The organism is Brotaphodocola sp. (assembly GCF_983179755.1).
Genome location: NZ_CFAHBC010000016.1, coordinates 16,388 through 35,416, shown reverse-complemented (window position 1 = coordinate 35,416; position 19,029 = coordinate 16,388). Strand labels below are relative to the sequence as shown.

18 protein-coding genes and 1 pseudogene are annotated in these 19,029 nt (G+C 47.1%); 16 read left to right on the top strand and 3 right to left on the bottom strand.

What is annotated here, in order from left to right:
- Nucleotides 1-160: 160 nt before the first annotated feature.
- The 4 genes from AC4EVX_RS07595 to AC4EVX_RS07580 all read left to right on the top strand — a co-directional run bounded on the left by AC4EVX_RS07595 (nt 161) and on the right by AC4EVX_RS07580 (nt 6,146).
- Nucleotides 161-1,960: a DUF3298 and DUF4163 domain-containing protein gene (locus AC4EVX_RS07595; RefSeq protein ID WP_490159904.1), complete on the top strand. Its 1,800-nt coding sequence runs from the start codon at nt 161-163 to the stop codon at nt 1,958-1,960.
- Nucleotides 1,961-2,164: 204 nt separating this feature from the next.
- Nucleotides 2,165-3,250 (top strand): aspartate-semialdehyde dehydrogenase, encoded by a 1,086-nt coding sequence (asd, locus tag AC4EVX_RS07590; protein ID WP_432630604.1) that lies wholly within the window; start codon nt 2,165-2,167, stop codon nt 3,248-3,250.
- A gap of 378 nt (nt 3,251-3,628) precedes the next feature.
- Entirely contained in the window at nt 3,629-4,693 is a 1,065-nt protein-coding gene (locus tag AC4EVX_RS07585) for a galactose-1-epimerase (RefSeq protein WP_177976776.1), read from the top strand.
- Between the two features lie 193 nt (nt 4,694-4,886).
- A complete protein-coding gene (locus AC4EVX_RS07580) occupies nt 4,887-6,146 on the top strand; it encodes an Nramp family divalent metal transporter (RefSeq protein WP_177976775.1) in 1,260 nt (419 codons plus the stop codon).
- A 137-nt stretch (nt 6,147-6,283) separates the two neighbouring features.
- Here AC4EVX_RS07580 and AC4EVX_RS07575 read toward each other — a convergent pair whose 3' ends face one another.
- Entirely contained in the window at nt 6,284-6,490 is a 207-nt protein-coding gene (locus AC4EVX_RS07575; RefSeq protein ID WP_177976774.1) for an alpha/beta-type small acid-soluble spore protein, read from the bottom strand.
- 350 nt (nt 6,491-6,840) lie between these two features.
- Between AC4EVX_RS07575 and rsmD the strand changes: the two genes are divergently transcribed.
- The 3 genes from rsmD to AC4EVX_RS07560 are packed head-to-tail and all read left to right on the top strand — an operon-like array spanning nt 6,841 to nt 8,550.
- Complete coding sequence (rsmD, locus tag AC4EVX_RS07570) at nt 6,841-7,395, top strand: 16S rRNA (guanine(966)-N(2))-methyltransferase RsmD (protein WP_308451284.1); 555 nt, start codon at nt 6,841-6,843, stop codon at nt 7,393-7,395.
- Between the two features lies 1 nt (nt 7,396).
- Nucleotides 7,397-7,900 carry a pantetheine-phosphate adenylyltransferase gene (coaD, locus tag AC4EVX_RS07565; protein ID WP_177976772.1) on the top strand — a complete coding sequence of 168 codons (504 nt, stop codon included), beginning with the start codon at nt 7,397-7,399 and terminating at the stop codon, nt 7,898-7,900.
- Nucleotides 7,901-7,929: 29 nt separating this feature from the next.
- Nucleotides 7,930-8,550: a vacuolar family H+-ATPase subunit H gene (locus AC4EVX_RS07560; protein WP_308451299.1), complete on the top strand. Its 621-nt coding sequence runs from the start codon at nt 7,930-7,932 to the stop codon at nt 8,548-8,550.
- Here AC4EVX_RS07560 and AC4EVX_RS07555 read toward each other — a convergent pair.
- Nucleotides 8,435-9,550, bottom strand: a complete 1,116-nt coding sequence (locus AC4EVX_RS07555) for a nucleoside recognition protein (protein WP_490159903.1) — start codon at nt 9,548-9,550, stop codon at nt 8,435-8,437. The genes AC4EVX_RS07560 and AC4EVX_RS07555 overlap by 116 nt on opposite strands.
- 104 nt (nt 9,551-9,654) lie before the next feature.
- On the opposite strand from AC4EVX_RS07555, the gene AC4EVX_RS07550 reads away from it, so the two are divergent.
- The 8 genes and pseudogenes from AC4EVX_RS07550 to AC4EVX_RS07515 all read left to right on the top strand — a co-directional run bounded on the left by AC4EVX_RS07550 (nt 9,655) and on the right by AC4EVX_RS07515 (nt 16,323).
- Nucleotides 9,655-11,130, top strand: a complete 1,476-nt coding sequence (locus AC4EVX_RS07550) for an RsmF rRNA methyltransferase first C-terminal domain-containing protein (RefSeq protein ID WP_177976769.1) — start codon at nt 9,655-9,657, stop codon at nt 11,128-11,130.
- Between the two features lie 87 nt (nt 11,131-11,217).
- Nucleotides 11,218-11,949 (top strand): annotated as a pseudogene (locus AC4EVX_RS07545) (pseudouridine synthase); the annotation flags it as partial.
- A 93-nt stretch (nt 11,950-12,042) separates the two neighbouring features.
- A complete protein-coding gene (locus AC4EVX_RS07540) occupies nt 12,043-12,702 on the top strand; it encodes an HAD family hydrolase (protein ID WP_490159921.1) in 660 nt (219 codons plus the stop codon).
- A gap of 34 nt (nt 12,703-12,736) precedes the next feature.
- Nucleotides 12,737-13,513 (top strand): SDR family NAD(P)-dependent oxidoreductase, encoded by a 777-nt coding sequence (locus AC4EVX_RS07535; protein ID WP_490159902.1) that lies wholly within the window; start codon nt 12,737-12,739, stop codon nt 13,511-13,513.
- Nucleotides 13,514-13,595: 82 nt separating this feature from the next.
- Complete coding sequence (locus AC4EVX_RS07530) at nt 13,596-14,171, top strand: O-linked GlcNAc transferase-like protein (RefSeq protein ID WP_490159901.1); 576 nt, start codon at nt 13,596-13,598, stop codon at nt 14,169-14,171.
- 113 nt (nt 14,172-14,284) lie between these two features.
- Nucleotides 14,285-15,274: an RluA family pseudouridine synthase gene (locus AC4EVX_RS07525; protein WP_490159900.1), complete on the top strand. Its 990-nt coding sequence runs from the start codon at nt 14,285-14,287 to the stop codon at nt 15,272-15,274.
- A 40-nt stretch (nt 15,275-15,314) separates the two neighbouring features.
- A complete protein-coding gene (locus AC4EVX_RS07520; RefSeq protein ID WP_490159899.1) occupies nt 15,315-15,884 on the top strand; it encodes a Holliday junction resolvase RecU in 570 nt (189 codons plus the stop codon).
- A 97-nt stretch (nt 15,885-15,981) separates the two neighbouring features.
- The gene (locus AC4EVX_RS07515; protein ID WP_490159898.1) at nt 15,982-16,323 is read left to right on the top strand and encodes a DUF3837 family protein; all 342 of its coding nucleotides are present in this window, start codon (nt 15,982-15,984) and stop codon (nt 16,321-16,323) included.
- A 203-nt stretch (nt 16,324-16,526) separates the two neighbouring features.
- Here AC4EVX_RS07515 and AC4EVX_RS07510 read toward each other — a convergent pair whose 3' ends face one another.
- Entirely contained in the window at nt 16,527-17,408 is an 882-nt protein-coding gene (locus AC4EVX_RS07510) for a methionyl aminopeptidase (protein ID WP_331682053.1), read from the bottom strand.
- Between the two features lie 288 nt (nt 17,409-17,696).
- On the opposite strand from AC4EVX_RS07510, the gene uraA reads away from it, so the two are divergent.
- Entirely contained in the window at nt 17,697-18,947 is a 1,251-nt protein-coding gene (uraA, locus tag AC4EVX_RS07505; protein ID WP_177976762.1) for a uracil permease, read from the top strand.
- The last annotated feature ends 82 nt before the right edge of the window (nt 18,948-19,029 follow it).

The window sequence follows — 19,029 nt, the reverse complement described above, 5'->3', positions numbered from 1 at the left end:
GCGAGGAACGTAAACAAATCTTAATGGAAACGTCAGACCTCCTTTTTGAAACCTGTGATATGATGAGGATGAAAGAAATCAATCCACCAATGAACAATTTCTTATTTCCCTTTTGGGAAAATTCCAATATACACAGAGGTACAAAGAGGAGGTCTTTTCTATGAGAAAAAGAAATCTTAAACAAAGCAAATGGATGGCACTTGCCGTCTGCTCGACTGCTGTGATGCTTGCGGTAAACGGTTGTCAGGCACATAAAACTTCAATGGATGGTTCCAGTCAGACTACGGTGCAGGATAGTCAGAGCTCTGATCAGGGAAATCAGACAGATGGCGATTCGAAAAATCAAAATTCCACAGGTACAGGGGAACAGAACGGTGCAGACGCGTCAAAAAATTCTTCCAATGAGAGCTCAGATACCCTCTGCCTGACTTCCATTCCGAAGTATCGGAGCGAATGGAAAGACCAAAAACAGCTCTTTAACGGTCGCGTGGATCAGATGTATCTGATGGCAGACGGTCATGACGCACTGAAACAGGCCTTAAAAACCTTTAATCAGAATCAGGAACAAGAACTGGATCAGATCTATCAGGATAACAAGGAATTTTTTGATATGCAGACAGGAGAAGACAGCACTCCGCTTGCCTACGAGGTTTCTGTGATTCCGAAGCGGGCGGATGAGCAGATTGTCAGTTTGTCAGTCGAGGAATACGATTATCTTGGCGGTGCTCATCCCAATTCGATGGTAACCGGCTATAACCTCAATCCGCAGACTGGAAAACGGTACACGCTTCAGGATATTGCTCAGAACTATGATGGGATTTTCGAGTATGTCAAGAAGAAGCTGAAGGAGGATTACTCTCCGGATATGTTTTTCGATGGTTATGAAGATACTGTAAAGAGTATGTTTTACGGAGATATGACTGCAGCTGCCGGGAAAAATGGTGCAGATGGTGCAAATGGTACAGGAACGGATGGCGCGCAGACGGATTCGAGTGTGGATTCCGATTTGTCGGACACAGAGATGCTCTCGTGGACGATCGATCAAAACGGTGTGACGATCACGTTTAACAACTATGATCTTGCGCCTTATGCAGCGGGACGTCAGGTTGTGGAGATCCCGTTTGCCACAGAGGGAAATCTGTTTAAGCCAGAATTTCTCCCTGTTAGTCTCTTGTCCAGTGATTCCATAAAAGACGGGAAAACTTCTGTTACGGAGGCAAAGATTCAACCTCTGTATGAGGAACAGGAGGTTTCTGTTGATCTCGATGGAGACGGTAATAAGGAGACTGTGAAAATCTCCAAGCAGACCGATTCTCAGACCGGAACGACCTCTCTTTTTGCAGAGACTGGGAGTGCGTCTGCATTTCTTCTGTCAAACGGGGAAGAGACAACCGATGATCTCAACAATCCGAAATGTTGGCTGATCCAGACAAAGGACAATCGCAGTTATCTCTATATTGAGACGAAGGAGGCGAATGATTTTCGCAGTCTCCACATCTTTGATTTAAGCACAAAGGGAATTACTTACTGCGGAACCTCGGATGATTCGTTTTATGATTCCGTCATGACAGACCCGGACAACTTCATTCTGTTCCGCCGGTCTGATATGCTCAGCACATACAGCATTTTCCGTCACTATAAGATCGGGGAGGATGGAATGCCACAACCGCTCTCTGACGATTTTACTGTATCGGGCACTTATCTGGCTGATGAGATCGTGCCGACTCTGACGACAAAGCAGGAGGTTCCGGTCTGGATTGACGGAAAACAGGAGAAACTTCCGAAAGGAACGGCACTCAAGTTGAAAGCAACAGATGATTCGACTTATGTCACCGCAGAGACCGCAGATGGAAAGACCTGTCAGATCCGTCTTGATACGAACGAAGAGAATGTTTATCCTCGAACCATCGATGGAATTCCGGAGGATGAGTGTTTTGATGGGCTTCAGTACGCGGGATAATCCGTCTGTCGCGTGCAAATGTATACCAGATACAGAAAATGTCGTTTTGTGGCGGACAAGTGTATTTTTATCGCGAATAAGGCTTGATTTTTTTACCAATATGAGATAGGATAATCAAGAATTGATTTCAGCTTCGACGTGGAGGCTCAAGGCTCCCCCGGCGCCGTCGCTGTACGAACAAGGAGAGAAGGAGACTTTACAATTATGGAAAAGAAATTGAGAGTCGGCGTACTTGGCGCCACTGGAATGGTAGGACAGAGATTTATCTCTTTACTGGAGAATCATCCTTGGTATGAGGTAGTGACCGTTGCTGCAAGCCCGCGTTCCGCAGGTAAGACCTACGAGGAGGCAGTAGGTGGACGTTGGAAAATGGATACCCCGATGCCGGAGGGTGTCAAGAAGCTGGTTGTCATGAACGTGAATGAAGTAGAGAAAGTTGCTTCCAGCGTAGATTTCGTATTCAGTGCCGTTGATATGACGAAGGATGAGATTCGCGCTATCGAGGAGGCTTATGCAAAGACTGAGACTCCGGTTGTTTCCAACAACAGCGCACATCGCTGGACTCCGGATGTTCCGATGGTAGTTCCGGAGATCAACCCGGAGCATTTCAAGGTGATCGAGTTCCAGAAGAAGCGTCTGGGAACCAAGCGTGGATTTATCGCAGTAAAGCCGAACTGCTCGATTCAGAGCTACGCTCCGGTACTGACTGCATGGAAAGAGTTTGAGCCGTATGAGGTAGTTGCTACGACCTATCAGGCAATTTCCGGTGCAGGTAAGACCTTCAAGGATTGGCCGGAGATGGTTGGCAACATCATCCCGTACATCGGTGGTGAGGAAGAGAAGAGTGAGCAGGAGCCGTTGAGAATCTGGGGTAAAATCGAGGATGGCGTGATTGTAAAGGCTCAGGAGCCGAAGATCACCTGTCAGTGCATCCGTGTTCCGGTTCTGAATGGTCATACCGCTGCCGTATTTGTAAAATTCAGAAAGAACCCGACGAAAGAACAGCTGATCGAGAAGCTCGTAAACTTCAGCGGACTTCCGCAGGAGCTGAAACTTCCGAGCGCACCGGCACAGTTCATCCAGTACCTCGAGGAGGATAACCGTCCGCAGGTATCTCTGGATGTAAACTTCGAGCATGGCATGGGAATCTCTGTTGGTCGTCTGAGAGAGGACAGCGTCTATGACTGGAAGTTCGTAGGTCTCTCCCACAACACCGTTCGCGGTGCAGCAGGTGGAGCTGTTCTGTGTGCAGAGCTTCTGACCGCTCAGGGTTATATCTCTGCAAAATAAAACGAAAATCGCTTAAATAATCATTTCCATTTTGTACAAAGTCATTTCGTACAAAAATAAGAAAAATGGCTCTATGTCAACCGCTGAGAGGATTCTTTGAAATCCTGCCAAGGCGTTGATGTAGAGCCATTTTGCTCGTATGAGCTAAGAATCTCAAACCGCGCTTAAAATCGGAAAACAGAAAAAGAGAAAAAAGATAGAAAAAAGAAACATAACGAATAAAAAAGAGAAAGTATTAAAAAAGAAAAAGAGTCCGGAAAAAATCGTCAAAGACAGGTGCATGTGTTATAATAAGAGTGAATGAAAAAATGTCTGTACATGTCTGTATGACAGACAACAAACAGAAAAATCCTTAAAGGGGAAAGGCAGATCAATCATATGGCTTGGAAAAAAGAATTATTTGGGGAACTGGAAAACGGAGCGCAGGTGTATAAGTATACGCTGACAAATGAACATGGCATATCCGCTTCCTTCACGGATCTCGGTGGAATCTGGCTGGAGATGAAGACATTCGATCGCAATGGAAAGATCGATGACGTTCTCTTAGGCTATGACAGCGTGGATACCTGTCTGCACGAGGGTGGTCATCTTGGTGAGATTGTGGGAAGAAATGCAAACCGCATCGGCGGAGCAACTTTTACCCTCAATGGAATGACGTATGCACTTGTGATCAATTCCGGCACGAAGAACAACCTGCACAGCGGACCGGATTATTACCGCGATCGTCTCTGGGATGCAGAGCTGGAGGAGACTGGGCTTGGCACAAAGATCACATTCTCCCTGTTCAGCCCGGACGGAGACCAGAATTACCCGGGAAATGCACAGATTGCAGTCAGTTACACCCTGACTCCGGATGACAGTGTCAAAATTGACTATCAGATGACCGCAGATGAGGACACGATCGCAAACTTCACGAATCATGCATATTTCAACCTTCGTGGACATAAGTCCGGAACCATCGAGGATCAGCAGGTCTGGATTGACGCAGACACCTTCACGATCACAGATGCCGAGTCGATTCCGACAGGAGAGCTTGTTCCGGTAGCGGGAACACCGATGGATTTCACCACAATGAAGGAGATTGGCCGCGATATCGATTCTGATTATGAGCCATTAAATCAGGCTAAGGGTTATGATCACAACTGGGCACTCAATCATGAAAAAGGCGATCTGGCATTGTCCGCAAAGGCATACGATCCGAAGAGCGGACGCACGATGGACGTGTACACCGATCTTCCGGGTATCCAGTTCTACACAGCAAACTCTCTGCATTCTTCCCGCGGAAAAGATGGTGCTGAGTATGGAGAGAGATCCGCTTACTGCTTTGAGACCCAGTATTTCCCGGACGCAATCAACAAACCGCAGTTTGATTCTCCTGTCTTAAAAGTTGGAGAGGAGTATCACACCACGACAATCTACCACTTCGGAGTAGAAAAATACTAAAAAAGTAAAACAGTAAAACAGTACCATCAGAAAAGACACCAAGATCCAACGAAGCACATGAAGAAACACAAAGAACGGGGACAATTTCATAGAAAAACCGCTTAACAGCCATAGTTTCTCAGCAGGGTGAAAATCTCTTCTGCATTTTCAATTTTTATGGTAGAATCGGAAATCAGAAAGGAATAGCATAATAATGAAAAAATTAAAGAATTGGCTGGAAGGCGGTATGCATAAGGAACAAAACGGCGGACTCGAGATCCTGAAATACATCGGTCCGGGTCTGCTTGTGACAGTCGGTTTTATTGATCCCGGAAACTGGGCTTCCAATGTCGCTGCCGGAGCGGATTACGGCTACGCACTTTTGTGGATGGTTACGCTGTCGACAATCATGCTGATCATCTTACAGCACAATGCCGCTCATCTTGGAATTGTCACGGGACTTTGCATGGCGGAGAGCGCCACGAAATATCTTCCGAAATGGTTGGGGCGATTTGCTCTTTTGACCGGATTGATGGCAACGACGGCAACGATTCTTGCCGAGATTCTCGGCGGAGCGATTGCGCTGTCCATGCTGTTTTCTATTCCTGTAAAACTTGGATCGGTGCTGATGACGGCAGTTTCGATGGGACTGCTTCTGACAAACTCCTACCGAAAGCTGGAGCGATGGATCATCGGATTTGTTTCTCTGATCGGTCTTGCGTTCCTGATTGAGATTCTGATGGTAAAAGTTGACTGGCCGGAGGCTGCGCGCGCCTGGGTTGTTCCGTCTGTGCCGACGGGTTCGATGCCGGTAATCATGAGTGTGCTCGGCGCAGTCGTGATGCCACACAACCTGTTCCTCCACTCGGAAGTCATTCAGAGTCGTCAGTGGAATGTACAGGAGGAGGCTGTGATTCGAAAACAGCTCAAGTACGAGTTTCTTGATACGCTACTCTCAATGGGAATCGGCTGGGCAATCAACAGTGCAATGCTGATCGTCGCCGCATCCACGTTTTTTCAGGCAGGTGAGCAGGTGAGTGAACTCGAACAGGCAGCAAAAATGCTGACCCCGTTGATTGGTCCCTCCGCCTCCGTGATTTTCGCAGTCGCCCTCTTGATGGCGGGAATCAGTTCTTCTGTGACAGCTGGAATGGCGGGCGGAAGTATCACTGCCGGAATTTTCGAGGAACCTTATGACATTCGAGACCGACACAGCAGACTCGGCATCATCGTTCTGTTTCTTTTGTCTCTCGCGATCATTTTCTTTATCAAAGATCCTTTTACGGGACTTGTATACAGCCAGATGTTTTTGTCGATGCAACTTCCGATCACGATTATTTTGCTGGTTTATCTGACCTCATCAAAGAAAGTTATGGGGAAATTTGCAAACAGTCGCCTTGATCTTTTTCTGCTTGTCCTGATCGGTGTGACAGTGATTGGATTAAACATCTGTCTTCTGGTTACAGGGTTTTGATTTAAAAGAGGAGAAGCCCCGGGCATAAAATCCCGGAGCCTCTCTTTTTTGATCCTTTTATTTTTCTGTCTTCGTTTTTCTGAAATCTCTTTTTGGGATTTCTTCGGATCTTTTAAGAGTTTTTTACTCTTATTTGCTTACTTGCCGGCCATCTGTTTTTCCTGCGCCTCGATCATCTTTTTCACCATATATCCGCCGACAGAACCATTCTGAGCGGAGGTTAAGTTTCCGTTGTAACCGTTGGTCAGCGGAACACCCAGCTCACCGGCTACTTCCATCTTGAAACGATCCAGTGCCTCTTTTGCCTCCGGTACCTCTGCTCTGTTAGAAGATTTTCCTGCCATAAATATGGCCTCCTTTCCATTTTGCCTGCCACATAGCAGGCGAATGGAAATTCTTCTGCTCTGTGACTGGTTGGTGTTTGGTTACGATGTTAGTATGTGTTTCAAAAAGAATCTTACACTAGCATCTTCTGCGTAATTTGTCAGAAACTTGAAAAATCCACCCTGAAATCCGAAATATGTAACCGAAAATCTAAAAAACTTAAAGAATTCTTGTAAACACATCCTAAGCCGTGAAAACCATGTTCAAAGAAAAAAACAACTTGTGTATTGGAAAATTTCCCTATATAATGGTACATGAAAATTTGTCGAAGTGAAGAAAACAAGAACAGAAATCGAGGAGAAGAGAAGCAATGCGAGTGATTGCCGGAAGCGCAAGACGCGTTTCTTTAAAAACACTGGAGGGGATGAATACAAGACCTACCCAGGATCGAATCAAAGAGACTCTTTTTAATATGCTCCAGTATGATTTGGCAGACTGCACATTTTTGGATCTGTTTGCCGGAAGTGGTGGAATCGGAATTGAGGCGCTCAGCCGTGGCGCAAAGACAGCGGTATTTGTGGAACAAAATGCAGATGCGGTACAGATTGTGCGGGAAAATCTGAAGGCAACCCGTCTTGAGGACCGCGCAGTTGTGATGCACACGGACGCTCTGACTGCCCTGAAACGTTTAGAAGGAAAGTATCGATTTGATTATATTTTTATGGACCCGCCTTACAATCACGAGTTGGAGCGACAGATGCTCGAATATCTGACAGGTTCTGAGCTGATTGACAAGCAGAGCACGATTATCATCGAGGCCTCTCTTGAGACTTCCTTCGACTATCTGGAATCGCTTGGATTTGTTCTGGAGAAAAATAAAACATATAAGACAAACAAACATATGTTTGTCTATCGAGGAGAATGAAATGGCAACAGCAGTTTATCCGGGCAGTTTTGATCCGGTTACCCTTGGACATTTAGACATTATCGAGCGCACAGCAAAGATGATGGACCATGTAATCATTGGAGTTTTGCAGAATAATTCAAAAACTCCGTTGTTTTCTGTTGAGGAACGTGTTAATATGTTAAGGAGTGTAACTTCCCATCTGGACAATGTAGAAGTCATGTCGTTTGACGGGCTTCTTGTTGACTTTGTCCATCAGAATCACGCGAACGTGATTGTCAGAGGGCTCAGAGCGATTACAGATTTTGAGTACGAGCTTCAGATGGCACAGACAAACCGGGTCATCGCCGGAGATATTGATACGATCTTTTTGACAACCAATCTGAAATATTCCTATTTAAGTTCCAGCATTGTGAAGGAGATTGCGGGATACGGTGGTGACATCGATGCCTTCCTTCATCCGATGGTGGCAGAGCGGACACGGGAGAAGTTCAGAGAGCGGATGACTGCGGATAAGCACCAATAGCAATATACGGTACGGTAAGGAGATAATTTATCATGAGCAGAATTGAACAGTTAATTGGGGAAATTGAAGAATATATTGACAGCTGTAAATTTCAGCCTCTGTCCAGCACGAAGATTCTGGTAAACAAAGAGGAGTTAGAGGAGCTTTTAGTGGAACTGCGTCTTCGCATTCCGGATGAGATCAAGCAGTATCAGAAGATCATCAGCAATCAGGAAGCAATCATCAACGAGGCACATACCCAGGCAAATGCGATCCTTGCAGATGCAACCGCTCAGACTAACGAGCTGGTAAACGAGCATGAGATTATGCAGAAGGCATATGCAGAGGCAAATCGTGTTGTTGAGGAAGCTCAGCAGCAGGCTCAGGCAATCGTGGACAGCGCAGCTGTTGATGCAAACAGCATTCGTCAGGGCGCAATTGACTACACCGACGATATGCTCAGAAGTCTTCAGACGATCATGAGTCACACGATGGAGGAGTCCAGAAGACATCTTGAGGCATTCAACGCCTCCTTGCAGTCCACCTATGACATTGTTACAGCAAACCGCAATGAGCTCTCTGCAGGAGTATCCAATGCACCCGTTGCAGAAGAGCAGGCACAGCCGGTAGCACCCGCTCCAGCTCAGGAAGCAACCACAGAAGAAAAATAAGAGTTCCCGTTGCGAGCAAGGCATGAAGTGCCTTCCACAGGATATAATGCCGGATGGATAATCCGGCATTTTTTTGCTTGACAAGAAGAACACTGCGCGTCTGAAAAATTCCCGATCCGCCACCAAAGGCGACACAGCCGGTCACGAGAATCAGGCAAAGTGTTTTCTTTTCCGAAAAAGCAGAGCAGAGGAGAGGAATTCCGGTCGTGATTTCTGCGATTCCGCCAAGGATTGCCTTGATCGATGGAGAAAAGCAGGGAATTGTCTGTACCCATTTGGCGAGAATTGAAAACAGCATGATCCATCCGCCGATCAGAACCATCGTGTGAGCCGTGGAAAAGATCGCATCTTCCACGGAGACACCGGAAGCACCGGAAGTATCAGAGGAAGGTTCCCGGTATTCCTGAAGATTTTGGGATTTTTGAGAATCTTGAGAATCCTGTTTTTCAAACCTTTCAAACTGGTAGAAATGTCTCGCCAGAAATGAGAGAGGGATCACCGGAAGATACAGGCACAGAGGAATCAACCACGGAGAGTGTGAAAAAGACGACGGGGACGGAAGATATGAGGACGAGGGCAGTTGGGCGTGCTCAAACACACGGATCACCTGTCTGTTTACAAATCCGAGCAGAAACATCGGGCTTGGATGGTTTGCCGTTGCAAGCAGACATCTCGCCTCTGCAAGAGAGAGTTCTTCGTTTTTGAGCTTTTCTGCACAGAGCCTTGCGCCGAGAGGATAACCACAGAGAAGACCGCAGAGAAGGACATAGGCTCCCGGCTCGGAAAATCCGAGAAGTCCATGAATCAACGGATAAAATGGTCGAATCAGAAGACGTTCCGCTCCGAGGACAGAAATCATTCTTGTGCAGATCATAAACGGGGCAAGCGTCGGAAGCACGACGTTAAACCAGAGCAAAAGTCCGGCAGCGGCGCCCTCAACGGCGAGTGTCGGAAAGGCAAGAAGCAGACCGAGAATGAGAATGGAGAGGCAGGACAGCATCCGATTCCTTCTTTTTACGTTCTCTCTACTGATATATGCTAAATTTTGTGGATCATGATGGATTGTGATCATGGATCAAAAAAACGAAAAATGAGGAGAAATAAATGAATTTACCACAGCATTTTTTAGATGAGATGAAAACTCTCCTCGGAGAGGATTACGAGGCATGGCTTTCCTCCTACGAGCAAACCCCGCATCAGGGTCTGCGAATCAACCGCACAAAGACAACCGCCGAACATTGGTCTGAGATCAGTCCGTTTGAGGGCTGTGAACCGGTGGCCTGGACGGACAATGGCTTTTACTATCCGGATGAACTGCGCCCTGCCAGACATCCATACTATTTTGCGGGTCTTTACTATCTGCAAGAGCCGAGCGCGATGACTCCGGCACAGATTTTGGCACCAAAACCGGGAGAGTGCGTTCTCGATCTGTGTGCTGCTCCGGGTGGAAAGAGCACCGAACTTGGCGCTCGTCTTGCCGGGGAGGGACTTCTCGTCTCAAACGACATCAGTAATTCGCGTGCGAAAGCACTTTTAAAGAATCTGGAGCTTTTTGGAATCCCGAATATCTGTGTTGTCAGCGATCCGCCGGAACGTCTTGCCGAAAATTTCGGGGAGTTCTTTGATCGGATTCTCGTGGATGCTCCGTGCTCAGGAGAGGGAATGTTTCGCAAAGATCCGGATCTGATCCGATCCTGGGAGGAACGCGGACCGGAAGACTATGCGCCGATCCAGAAAGAGATTCTCTCACAGGCAGTCCGGATGCTCAAGCCGGGTGGTTTTCTTCTCTACTCGACCTGCACCTTTGCGCAAATCGAGGATGAGGAGGTAATCCATTGGCTTCTTGCAGAGTTTCCGGAACTACAGCTGGTTCCGATCCCGCTCTGGGACGGTGCAGTCGGCGGAATGGATGGAGAGCCGGTTGTTCGCCTGTTCCCGCACAAGATTCGCGGAGAAGGGCATTTTCTGGCATTACTTCAAAAGAAGCATGCACAGGAGAGCAAAGCTGAATCCGCAGAAGAATCTGAATCCGGGGCAGTATTAGCAGAAGCAGTGGAAGCAGAGAAAGCAGTCGCGGATCAGCAGAATCAGAATCGGAAAAAGAAAAATAAAGCGATACCCCGGAAGAATCCGTACGAGAAAGAGATCAAGTCCATGGAGAAGGAGAGTGATTTTCTCGAATGGGAAAAACAGTGCGCAGAGCCGTTTGACCGCAGCCGCATGATGATCAAAAACAACTGCGTTTATCTGCTTCCGGAGACATTTGACCCGTCTTGGAATCTTCGCTATCTCCGCACAGGACTTCTGCTTGGTGAGTGGAAGGGAAAGCGTTTTGAGCCGTCACAGGCTGTCGCAATGGCGATGAAGGCTTCGGACTTCTGCCAGACACTGAATCTTTCCTGCGAGGATGATCGTGTGATCCGTTATCTGAAGGGTGAGACGATTGCGCTTGAGGAAAACGAGATAAAATGGAAAAAGGGCTGGGTGCTTGTCTGTGTCGACGATTACCCTCTCGGCTGGGCAAAATACGCAGGTGGATCTTTAAAGAACAAGTATTATCCGGGATGGCGTTGGCAGTAAAGGGAATGAAACGCACTTAAATGCAGTATAAAGCTCGATCGCAACTGGAACCGGGCAATCGCAACTTAGAAATGGAGAAGGAAATATATGGCAAAACCGATTCGGCTGGATAAATTTCTGGCAGATATGAACAAGGGAAGTCGCAGTCAGATTCGAGAAGCAGGAAAAAAAGGACGAATTCAGATCAACGGACAGACAGAGAAGAAGACGGACCGCAAAATTGATCCGGATCGCGACGAGGTCACATTTGACGGAGAGAAGATTCTGTATCACGCATATGAGTATTATATGCTCTATAAACCGCAGGGAGTCATTTCTGCGACGGAAGATGGCCGACACAAGACTGTCATTGACCTGTTGAGCGGGGAGAATCGCAGAGATCTGTTTCCGGTCGGTAGACTCGACATCGACACGGAGGGACTTCTGCTTCTGACAAATGATGGAGATCTCACGCATCGCCTTCTTGCCCCCGGAAAACATGTCGACAAGCAGTATTATGCGAAGATCTCCGGCGTGCTCCCGGCGAATGCGAAAGAGCAGATGGCAAAGGGAATGACATTGGAGGACGGGACGGAGATAAAACCGGGACGACTGGAAATCCTTCATCTGGCACAGGATTCTTCATCCCTTTCTGAAGTCCTGCTGACGATTCAGGAGGGAAAATTCCATCAGGTGAAGCGAATGTTTGAAGTGCTCGGATGTCGGGTAGAATATTTAAAACGCCTCTCAATGGGAAGTTTGAAGCTGGATGAGACGCTGACTCCGGGAGAGTATCGACGCCTGACCGCAGAGGAAATCTCCGCGCTTCAACAGCATGGAATTGCAACCACCGAAAATACAATCACCGCAGCTACAACCATCACAAATACGATTACGGAAAATTCCGAAACAAATTTGAATGGTCAAAGAATTATGGAAAAGGTAAATACAAAGAAAGCAGTTTTGTTTGATCTTGACGGAACGCTTGTGGATTCGATGTGGATGTGGCATCAGATTGACATCGAATATCTCTCCGGTTTCGGACTGGAATGTCCGCCAGACCTTGAAAAAGTGATCGAGGGCATGAGTTTTTCAGAGACAGCCGTCTATTTCAAGGAACGGTTTCAGCTTCCAAAGTCTCTCGATGAGATCAAGCAGGCATGGGTAGAGATGAGTCTGGAAAAATACCGCTCCCAGGTTCCATTAAAGAAAGGTGCGAGAAGATTTCTCGAATACTTAAAGGAACACGGAATCCTTGCGGGAATTGCGACGAGCAACGGACAGGCGATGGTGGAAGCGGTTCTGGAATCTTTGGAAATTCGCCCCTATTTTCAGGTTGTCGCAACTGCATGTGAAGTCGCAAACGGCAAACCGGCTCCGGATATCTATCTGGAGGTTGCAAAGCGTCTTGGAGTAGAACCTGCTTCCTGTATGGTGTTTGAGGATGTTCCGGCGGGAATTCAGGCAGGAAAATCTGCAGGAATGGAGGTTTGTGCCGTGGAGGATGACTTTTCCGTAAAAATGAGAGCGGAGAAAGAACAGCTTGCAGACTACTTTATCGAGGACTATGAGGAACTTTTCACCGAAATTTGAAAAATTTGAAAATCGAGAAAGGACAGATGAGTACATGAAAAACAACTCAAAACCGATTGCGATTGTGACAGGGGCTTCCTCTGGAATGGGGCGAGAAGCGGTGATTCAGCTGGCAGACCGTTTTGGAGAGAAATTCTCGGAGATCTGGGTGATTGCGAGACGGGGAGAACGACTCGAACAACTTCAAAGTCAGGTGCCTGTGCCCCTGCACATCCTGCCTCTTGATCTTCAAAATACGGATGATCGGACTTTGTTTGAGCGAGAGCTTGAGGCACACCGTCCGCAGGTTCGTATGCTGATCAATTCCGCAGGATTTGGAAAAATCGGAAAGATCGGAGAGCTTGATCTTGAGAGTGAGACAGGGATGATTCAGTTGAATGTGGAAGCACTCTGCGCAGTCACGCATATGGTGCTCCCGTATATGCCATTCAACAGCCGGATTATTCAGTTTGCATCGTCGGCGTCCTTTCTTCCCCAACCGGGATTTGCGATCTACTCGGCGACAAAATCCTTTGTCCTCAGTTACAGCCGGGCACTGCGCGAGGAACTGCGTGAACGGGGAATCTCAGTGACCGCAGTTTGCCCCGGACCGGTTAAAACCGAGTTCTTTGATATTGCGGAGATGACAGGAAAGATCCCACTCTACAAGCGTCTTACGATGGCAGACCCGCGCAAGGTCGTGCGTTTTGCCCTGCGTGACAGCATGATGGGAAAAGCGATTTCCATTTATGGTCCGTGGATGAAGGCATTCTTTGTACTGTGCAAGGTTCTCCCCCATTCATGGATTCTTGCACTTATGCGACATCTCTGAGTTTAAAAGATACATAAGAAAACGAAACGAAAAAAGCATAAGAAACGGATTAGATTTACAAGGTTAGAAAGGATGAAAGAGATTGAGACAAAAGAAGAAAGAAAAAGGAGAGTACGGATACCGCACGACAAACCGGCGGATGCGCCTCATGATTACCGGGATTTTGCTTCTCGCTATTCTTGCCCAACTTTTCGCACGTCATTTTGCGAGTGAGCAGGCGACGAAAAATGTCTTGACCGTGATGGCGATTCTGACGGTTCTTCCGATGGCAAACATGGCGTCCCCGCTTCTCGCATCTTGGAATTACCGGACTCCGGGTGAGACATTTCACCAGAAGCTTGTGCCATATGAGAAGAAAACCCTGCTTCTGTATGATCTGATTGTGACAACAAAAGAGTACGTTCTGCCGTTTGACGCGGTGATTGTGCATCCGGCAGGAATCTATGCTTACTGTCCGAAGAAAAATCTCAAGACAGCAAAGGCAGAGCAGACGGTTTCCGATTTGCTTCGTGCAAACAAGATGATGCTGAGTTTTAAGATTATTTCGGACGAGCATGGATTCTTTAAGCGTCTCGAAAGTCTCAAACCGGCGGATTCCTACGAGGATGATGGAAGTGTGGAGTATGCATCTCGTCTGCTGAAAAATCTTTCCATATAAAGGAAAGCTAACAGAACGAAGAAAGATAAAGAAAAAAGAACGCAGAGAAGAAAAGTAACGAAACGGAAACATTACGGCCAAACGAAAGACTTAACGAAAGGATTTCATTTATTATGAAGGAAATTCATGTTAGCGCAAATGAGGCAGGTCAGCGTCTCGACAAACTGCTGGCGAAATATCTGAATCTTGCAGGAAAAAGTTTTCTTTATAAGATGATGCGCAAGAAAAATATTACCTTAAACGGAAAGAAATGTACCGGAGCAGAAAAACTTGAGCAGGGCGATCTTGTCCGCCTGTTTCTCGCAGATGAGACGATCGAAAAGTTTTCTGAGGTAAAGATACAGAGAGTAGTCAAGAAAAAATTGGATATTATTTATGAGGACTCGGATATTCTGCTGATCAACAAGCCGTCGGGGATGCTCTCCCAGAAGGCAAAGGAAACCGATGAGTCCCTTGTGGAATATCTGATTGACTATCTGCTTGATTCCGGTCAGCTCACGAAAGACCAGCTTCGCAGTTTTCGCCCGTCGATCTGCAATCGCCTTGACCGCAACACGAGTGGTCTCGTAGCCGGAGGAAAGTCTCTCGCAGGTCTTCAGATGCTCTCTGCGATGTTTAAGGAGCGCTCCCTGCATAAGTATTATCTGTGTGCGGTAAAAGGAAGCGTGAGGGAACGTCAGCACATCAGCGGTTGGCTCTATAAAAATGAGAAGACGAATCAGGTGACTATTTTTGAGAAGGAGCACAAGGATGCTCTGCCGATTCAGACCGAATATGTTCCGGTCGGAGAGGCGAATGGCTATACTCTCCTGAAAGTTACGCTGATCACCGGTCGTACCCATCAGATCCGTGCGCATCTCGCATCGATCGGTCATCCGCTTGTCGGGGATTACAAGTACGGCAATCCCGCAGTTAATGAGGAGGCGAAGAAGCGTTTCCATATTACTTCCCAGATGCTTCATTCGTTTGAGATGGAATTTCCGAAACATTTGAATGAGCCATTTTCTTATCTGGAGGGCAAGCGCGTGTTTGCACCGGCTCCGAAGCCATTTGTTGCGGTGTTTGGTCAGGAATTATTAGAAACCTGTATGAAAGAGGCTTAAAATAAGCAGAAAAGTAGAGTAGAAGGAGGCTTAAAACGGCATGGGAACCTGGAAGAGTCGTGGACTGCGGGGATCGATTCTCGAGGATATGATCAACCGCACAAATGATCTTTACCGTGAAAAGCATCTGGCGCTGATTCAGAAGATTCCGACGCCGATCACGCCGATCAACATCGATAAATCCTCGCGTCACATCACACTCGCATACTTTGACCAGAAGAGTACGGTCGACTATATCGGAGCCGTTCAGGGAATTCCGATCTGTTTCGATGCAAAAGAGTGCGCTGTCCGCACATTTCCACTTGCAAATGTCCACCCGCATCAGGTAGCATTTATGGAGGATTTTGAACGGCAGGGAGGGATCGCTTTTCTCATTCTTTATTTTAAGTCCGAGGAAGAACTCTACTACCTTCCTCTGCGCGATTTAAAACGTTTCTGGGAGCGCATGCAAAATGGCGGGCGAAAGAGTTTTACATACGACGAGATTGATCATCAGTTTCGTATTTATGCAAAGAAGGAATTTCTTGTTCACTATCTCGAGGCGATTCAGCTTGATCTCGACTGGCGCGATGCGAAGGAAGATGAACACATATCCGGAAAAATCGGGTGACTCAACCCGAAACCCAAGGAAAAACTCAATGTGATGAAACGATAATGAGGGAATGATGATATAGAAATAGAAACGGAAGAGGAGATGAGAGGCAACAATGGTATTCTCAATTGTAAAACAGTCTGTGGATATCCGGCTTCGACTTGCGCTTGAGAAAACTCCGAAGCTGAGCGCGGATACCGAGTGCGCCGTGTCGATCGGGATGCTTGCAAAGATGGCAGGTCTTGCAATCCCGGAGAGAAAAGAGACGTTAGAAGAGATGGTTGCAGACCTCAAAAAACAGACGGAGACGCTGGCAAATCCTTCTGTTATCACCCAGGCCGCCCAGTCAGGTGACCGGATGCAGCGATTAAAAGAAATCCTGTTTGCCTATGAGCCAAAGGGCGGGATGGATGACGAGAAGTATGAGCTTGTTCGGTACGGGTATGAGCAGGAATAAAGTTCAAGTCGACGAAAGCAGAGAATTGGCGCATCCTCGCGGAGCGTTTTTGTATGATAGGACGCAATTTCCTATCATATAAAAAAGGTCATGGAACCTGTGAAATCGGAAATCAAAATTGACATCGGATCACAATACCCATGACCTTTTTTTATATTCTTAATACTATTTTACGATTTCTTTTTTTGGTTTTTCTTGTTGTCTTACCATGCAATCAGCTCATAGCCGGTCTCAGTTACGAGAACCTGAATCTCCCACTGAGCGGACGGGCTTCCGTCGTCGGTGCGGATCGTCCAACCATTCGAGTCGTCCTCGTAAATGTCGGCGCGTCCGAGGTTGATCATCGGCTCGATCGTGAACATCATACCCGGAGCCATCACCATCTCCGTGCCCTTTTTCGTCACAAAGCTCACCCACGGCTCCTCATGGAAGTCGACACCGACTCCGTGACCACCGATCTCACGGACAACGCTGTAACCATTCTCTTTTGCGTAGTCATTGACTGCCTGACCGACATCACCGAGATAGCCCCACGGTTTTACCTGCGCAAGTCCACGCATTACCGCTTCCTTTGTCACCTCAACGAGTTTGCGCTTCTCATCGGAGACGTTTCCGATGCAGAACATGCGGGAAGCATCGGCATAGAAGCCGTGATAATTGGTCGTACAGTCAACATTGATGATGTCACCGTCTTTCAGAACAACATCCGGGGAGGGAATTCCATGGCAGACTTCCTCGTTGATCGAGGTGCAGACACTCTTCGGGAATCCCTCGAAGTTCAGCGGAGCCGGGATCGCACCGCGTTTTGTCGTCTCCTCGTAAACCCAGCGGTCGATATCCTCGGTCGTGATGCCGGCACGGATATGCTCAGCGACATAATCGAGAACTGCGATATTGATTGCTGCGCTCTCTTTGATCTTCTCAACCTGCTCCGGAGTCTTGATCATATTATGGCTCGGCACCTGATGACCACCCATCTTTAAAAGATTCAAATGGCTGTCAAACTCGAGATGACAGTTCTTATATTTCTTTCCGCTTCCACACCAGCATGGATCATTTCTTCCAATTATCTTCAAAACACTCATCCTTTCCCCGATCGATGATACGTTTGCCCTTCCATTGATACGGAACTATCTTATTATTACATATCCATCGATCTCTGATTTCATTTTGATCATTTAACAGCATTATAGCACATTTTCTAAGGTGTGTGTAAAAACTTTTTGTCTACGTACAAAGGCGAACAAGAATGAACGGACATCTTTTCAATAATGGTAGACGAATCCTCCGAAATGTGAAATAATAGATAGGATACAAAGTACCGAAAAAGTACAATACAAGTACAAGTAGGAAAGACAGGAGGCTAAAAACGTATGGAACACAAACGAATCATTCAGGTAGACGAGAAGGTACCGTTTAATCTGTTGCTCCCGCTGAGCATCCAGCACATGTTTGCGATGTTCGGAGCATCAGTTTTAGTACCTTTTCTCTTCGGAATCAACCCGGCAATCGTTCTCTTGATGAACGGTTGCGGAACGCTGATCTTTATGATGGTGACAAAAGGAAAAGCACCGGCATATTTGGGATCTAGCTTTGCTTTCCTCGCACCGGCGAGCATTGTTATCAGCAAATTTGGTTATCCGTATGCACTCGGCGGTTTCGTCGCAGTCGGATTCTGCGGATGCATTCTTTCTCTGATCATCTACAAATTTGGTACAAAATGGATTGATGTCGTACTTCCGCCGGCAGCAATGGGACCTGTCGTTGCACTGATCGGTCTGGAGCTTTCCTCCTCCGCTGCAAGCAATGCCGGTCTTCTCGATGAGACGATCAATCCAAGCAATGTCATTGTTTTCTTCGTCACCCTTGGATTCGCGGTATTTGGTTCAGTTCTCTTCCGCGGATTTCTCTCTGTTATCCCGATTCTGATTGCCGTTATCGCAGGATATCTTGCAGCGGTAGCATGTGGAATTGTAAGTTTTGAGGAAGTCGCACAGGCATCCTGGATTGCACTTCCGAATTTTACTGCACCAAAATTCAATCTGGAAGCCATCCTGATTATTCTTCCGGTTATTCTCGTCATTGCATCTGAACATATCGGTCATCAGGTTGTCACAAGTAAAATCATCGGCAGAGACCTCTTAAAAGATCCGGGTCTTCATCGCAGTCTGTTCGGAGATAATTTCTCCACGATGATTTCCGGTATGCTCGGTTCTGTGCCTACAACCACTTACGGAGAGAACATCGGTGTCATGGCAATGACAGGCGTATACAGTGTCCGCGTCATCGCAGGTGCAGCGGTTCTTTCAATCATCTGCTCCTTCATCGGAAAGCTGTCTGCACTGATCAGCACGATTCCGGGACCGGTTATCGGTGGAATCTCATTTCTGCTCTATGGAATGATCGGAACCTCCGGCCTTCGTATTCTCGTTGATTCCAAGGTGGATTTCGCAAAGTCCCGCAATCAGGCTCTGACCTCCGTTATCTTTGTAACAGGTCTTTCCGGGATTGCGGTCAACATCGGCAACATCCAGTTAAAGGGAATGGTTCTGGCATGTATCGTCGGAATGGCAATGAGTCTGGCATTCTATGTTCTGGATCGTTTCCATCTGACAAACGACTAAAGAAATGGGAACTCTGGTCGGATAACTTTTTCCAATTTGTTGAAAATACAGTTGACAACTGTCCATTCTTACCATATAATAG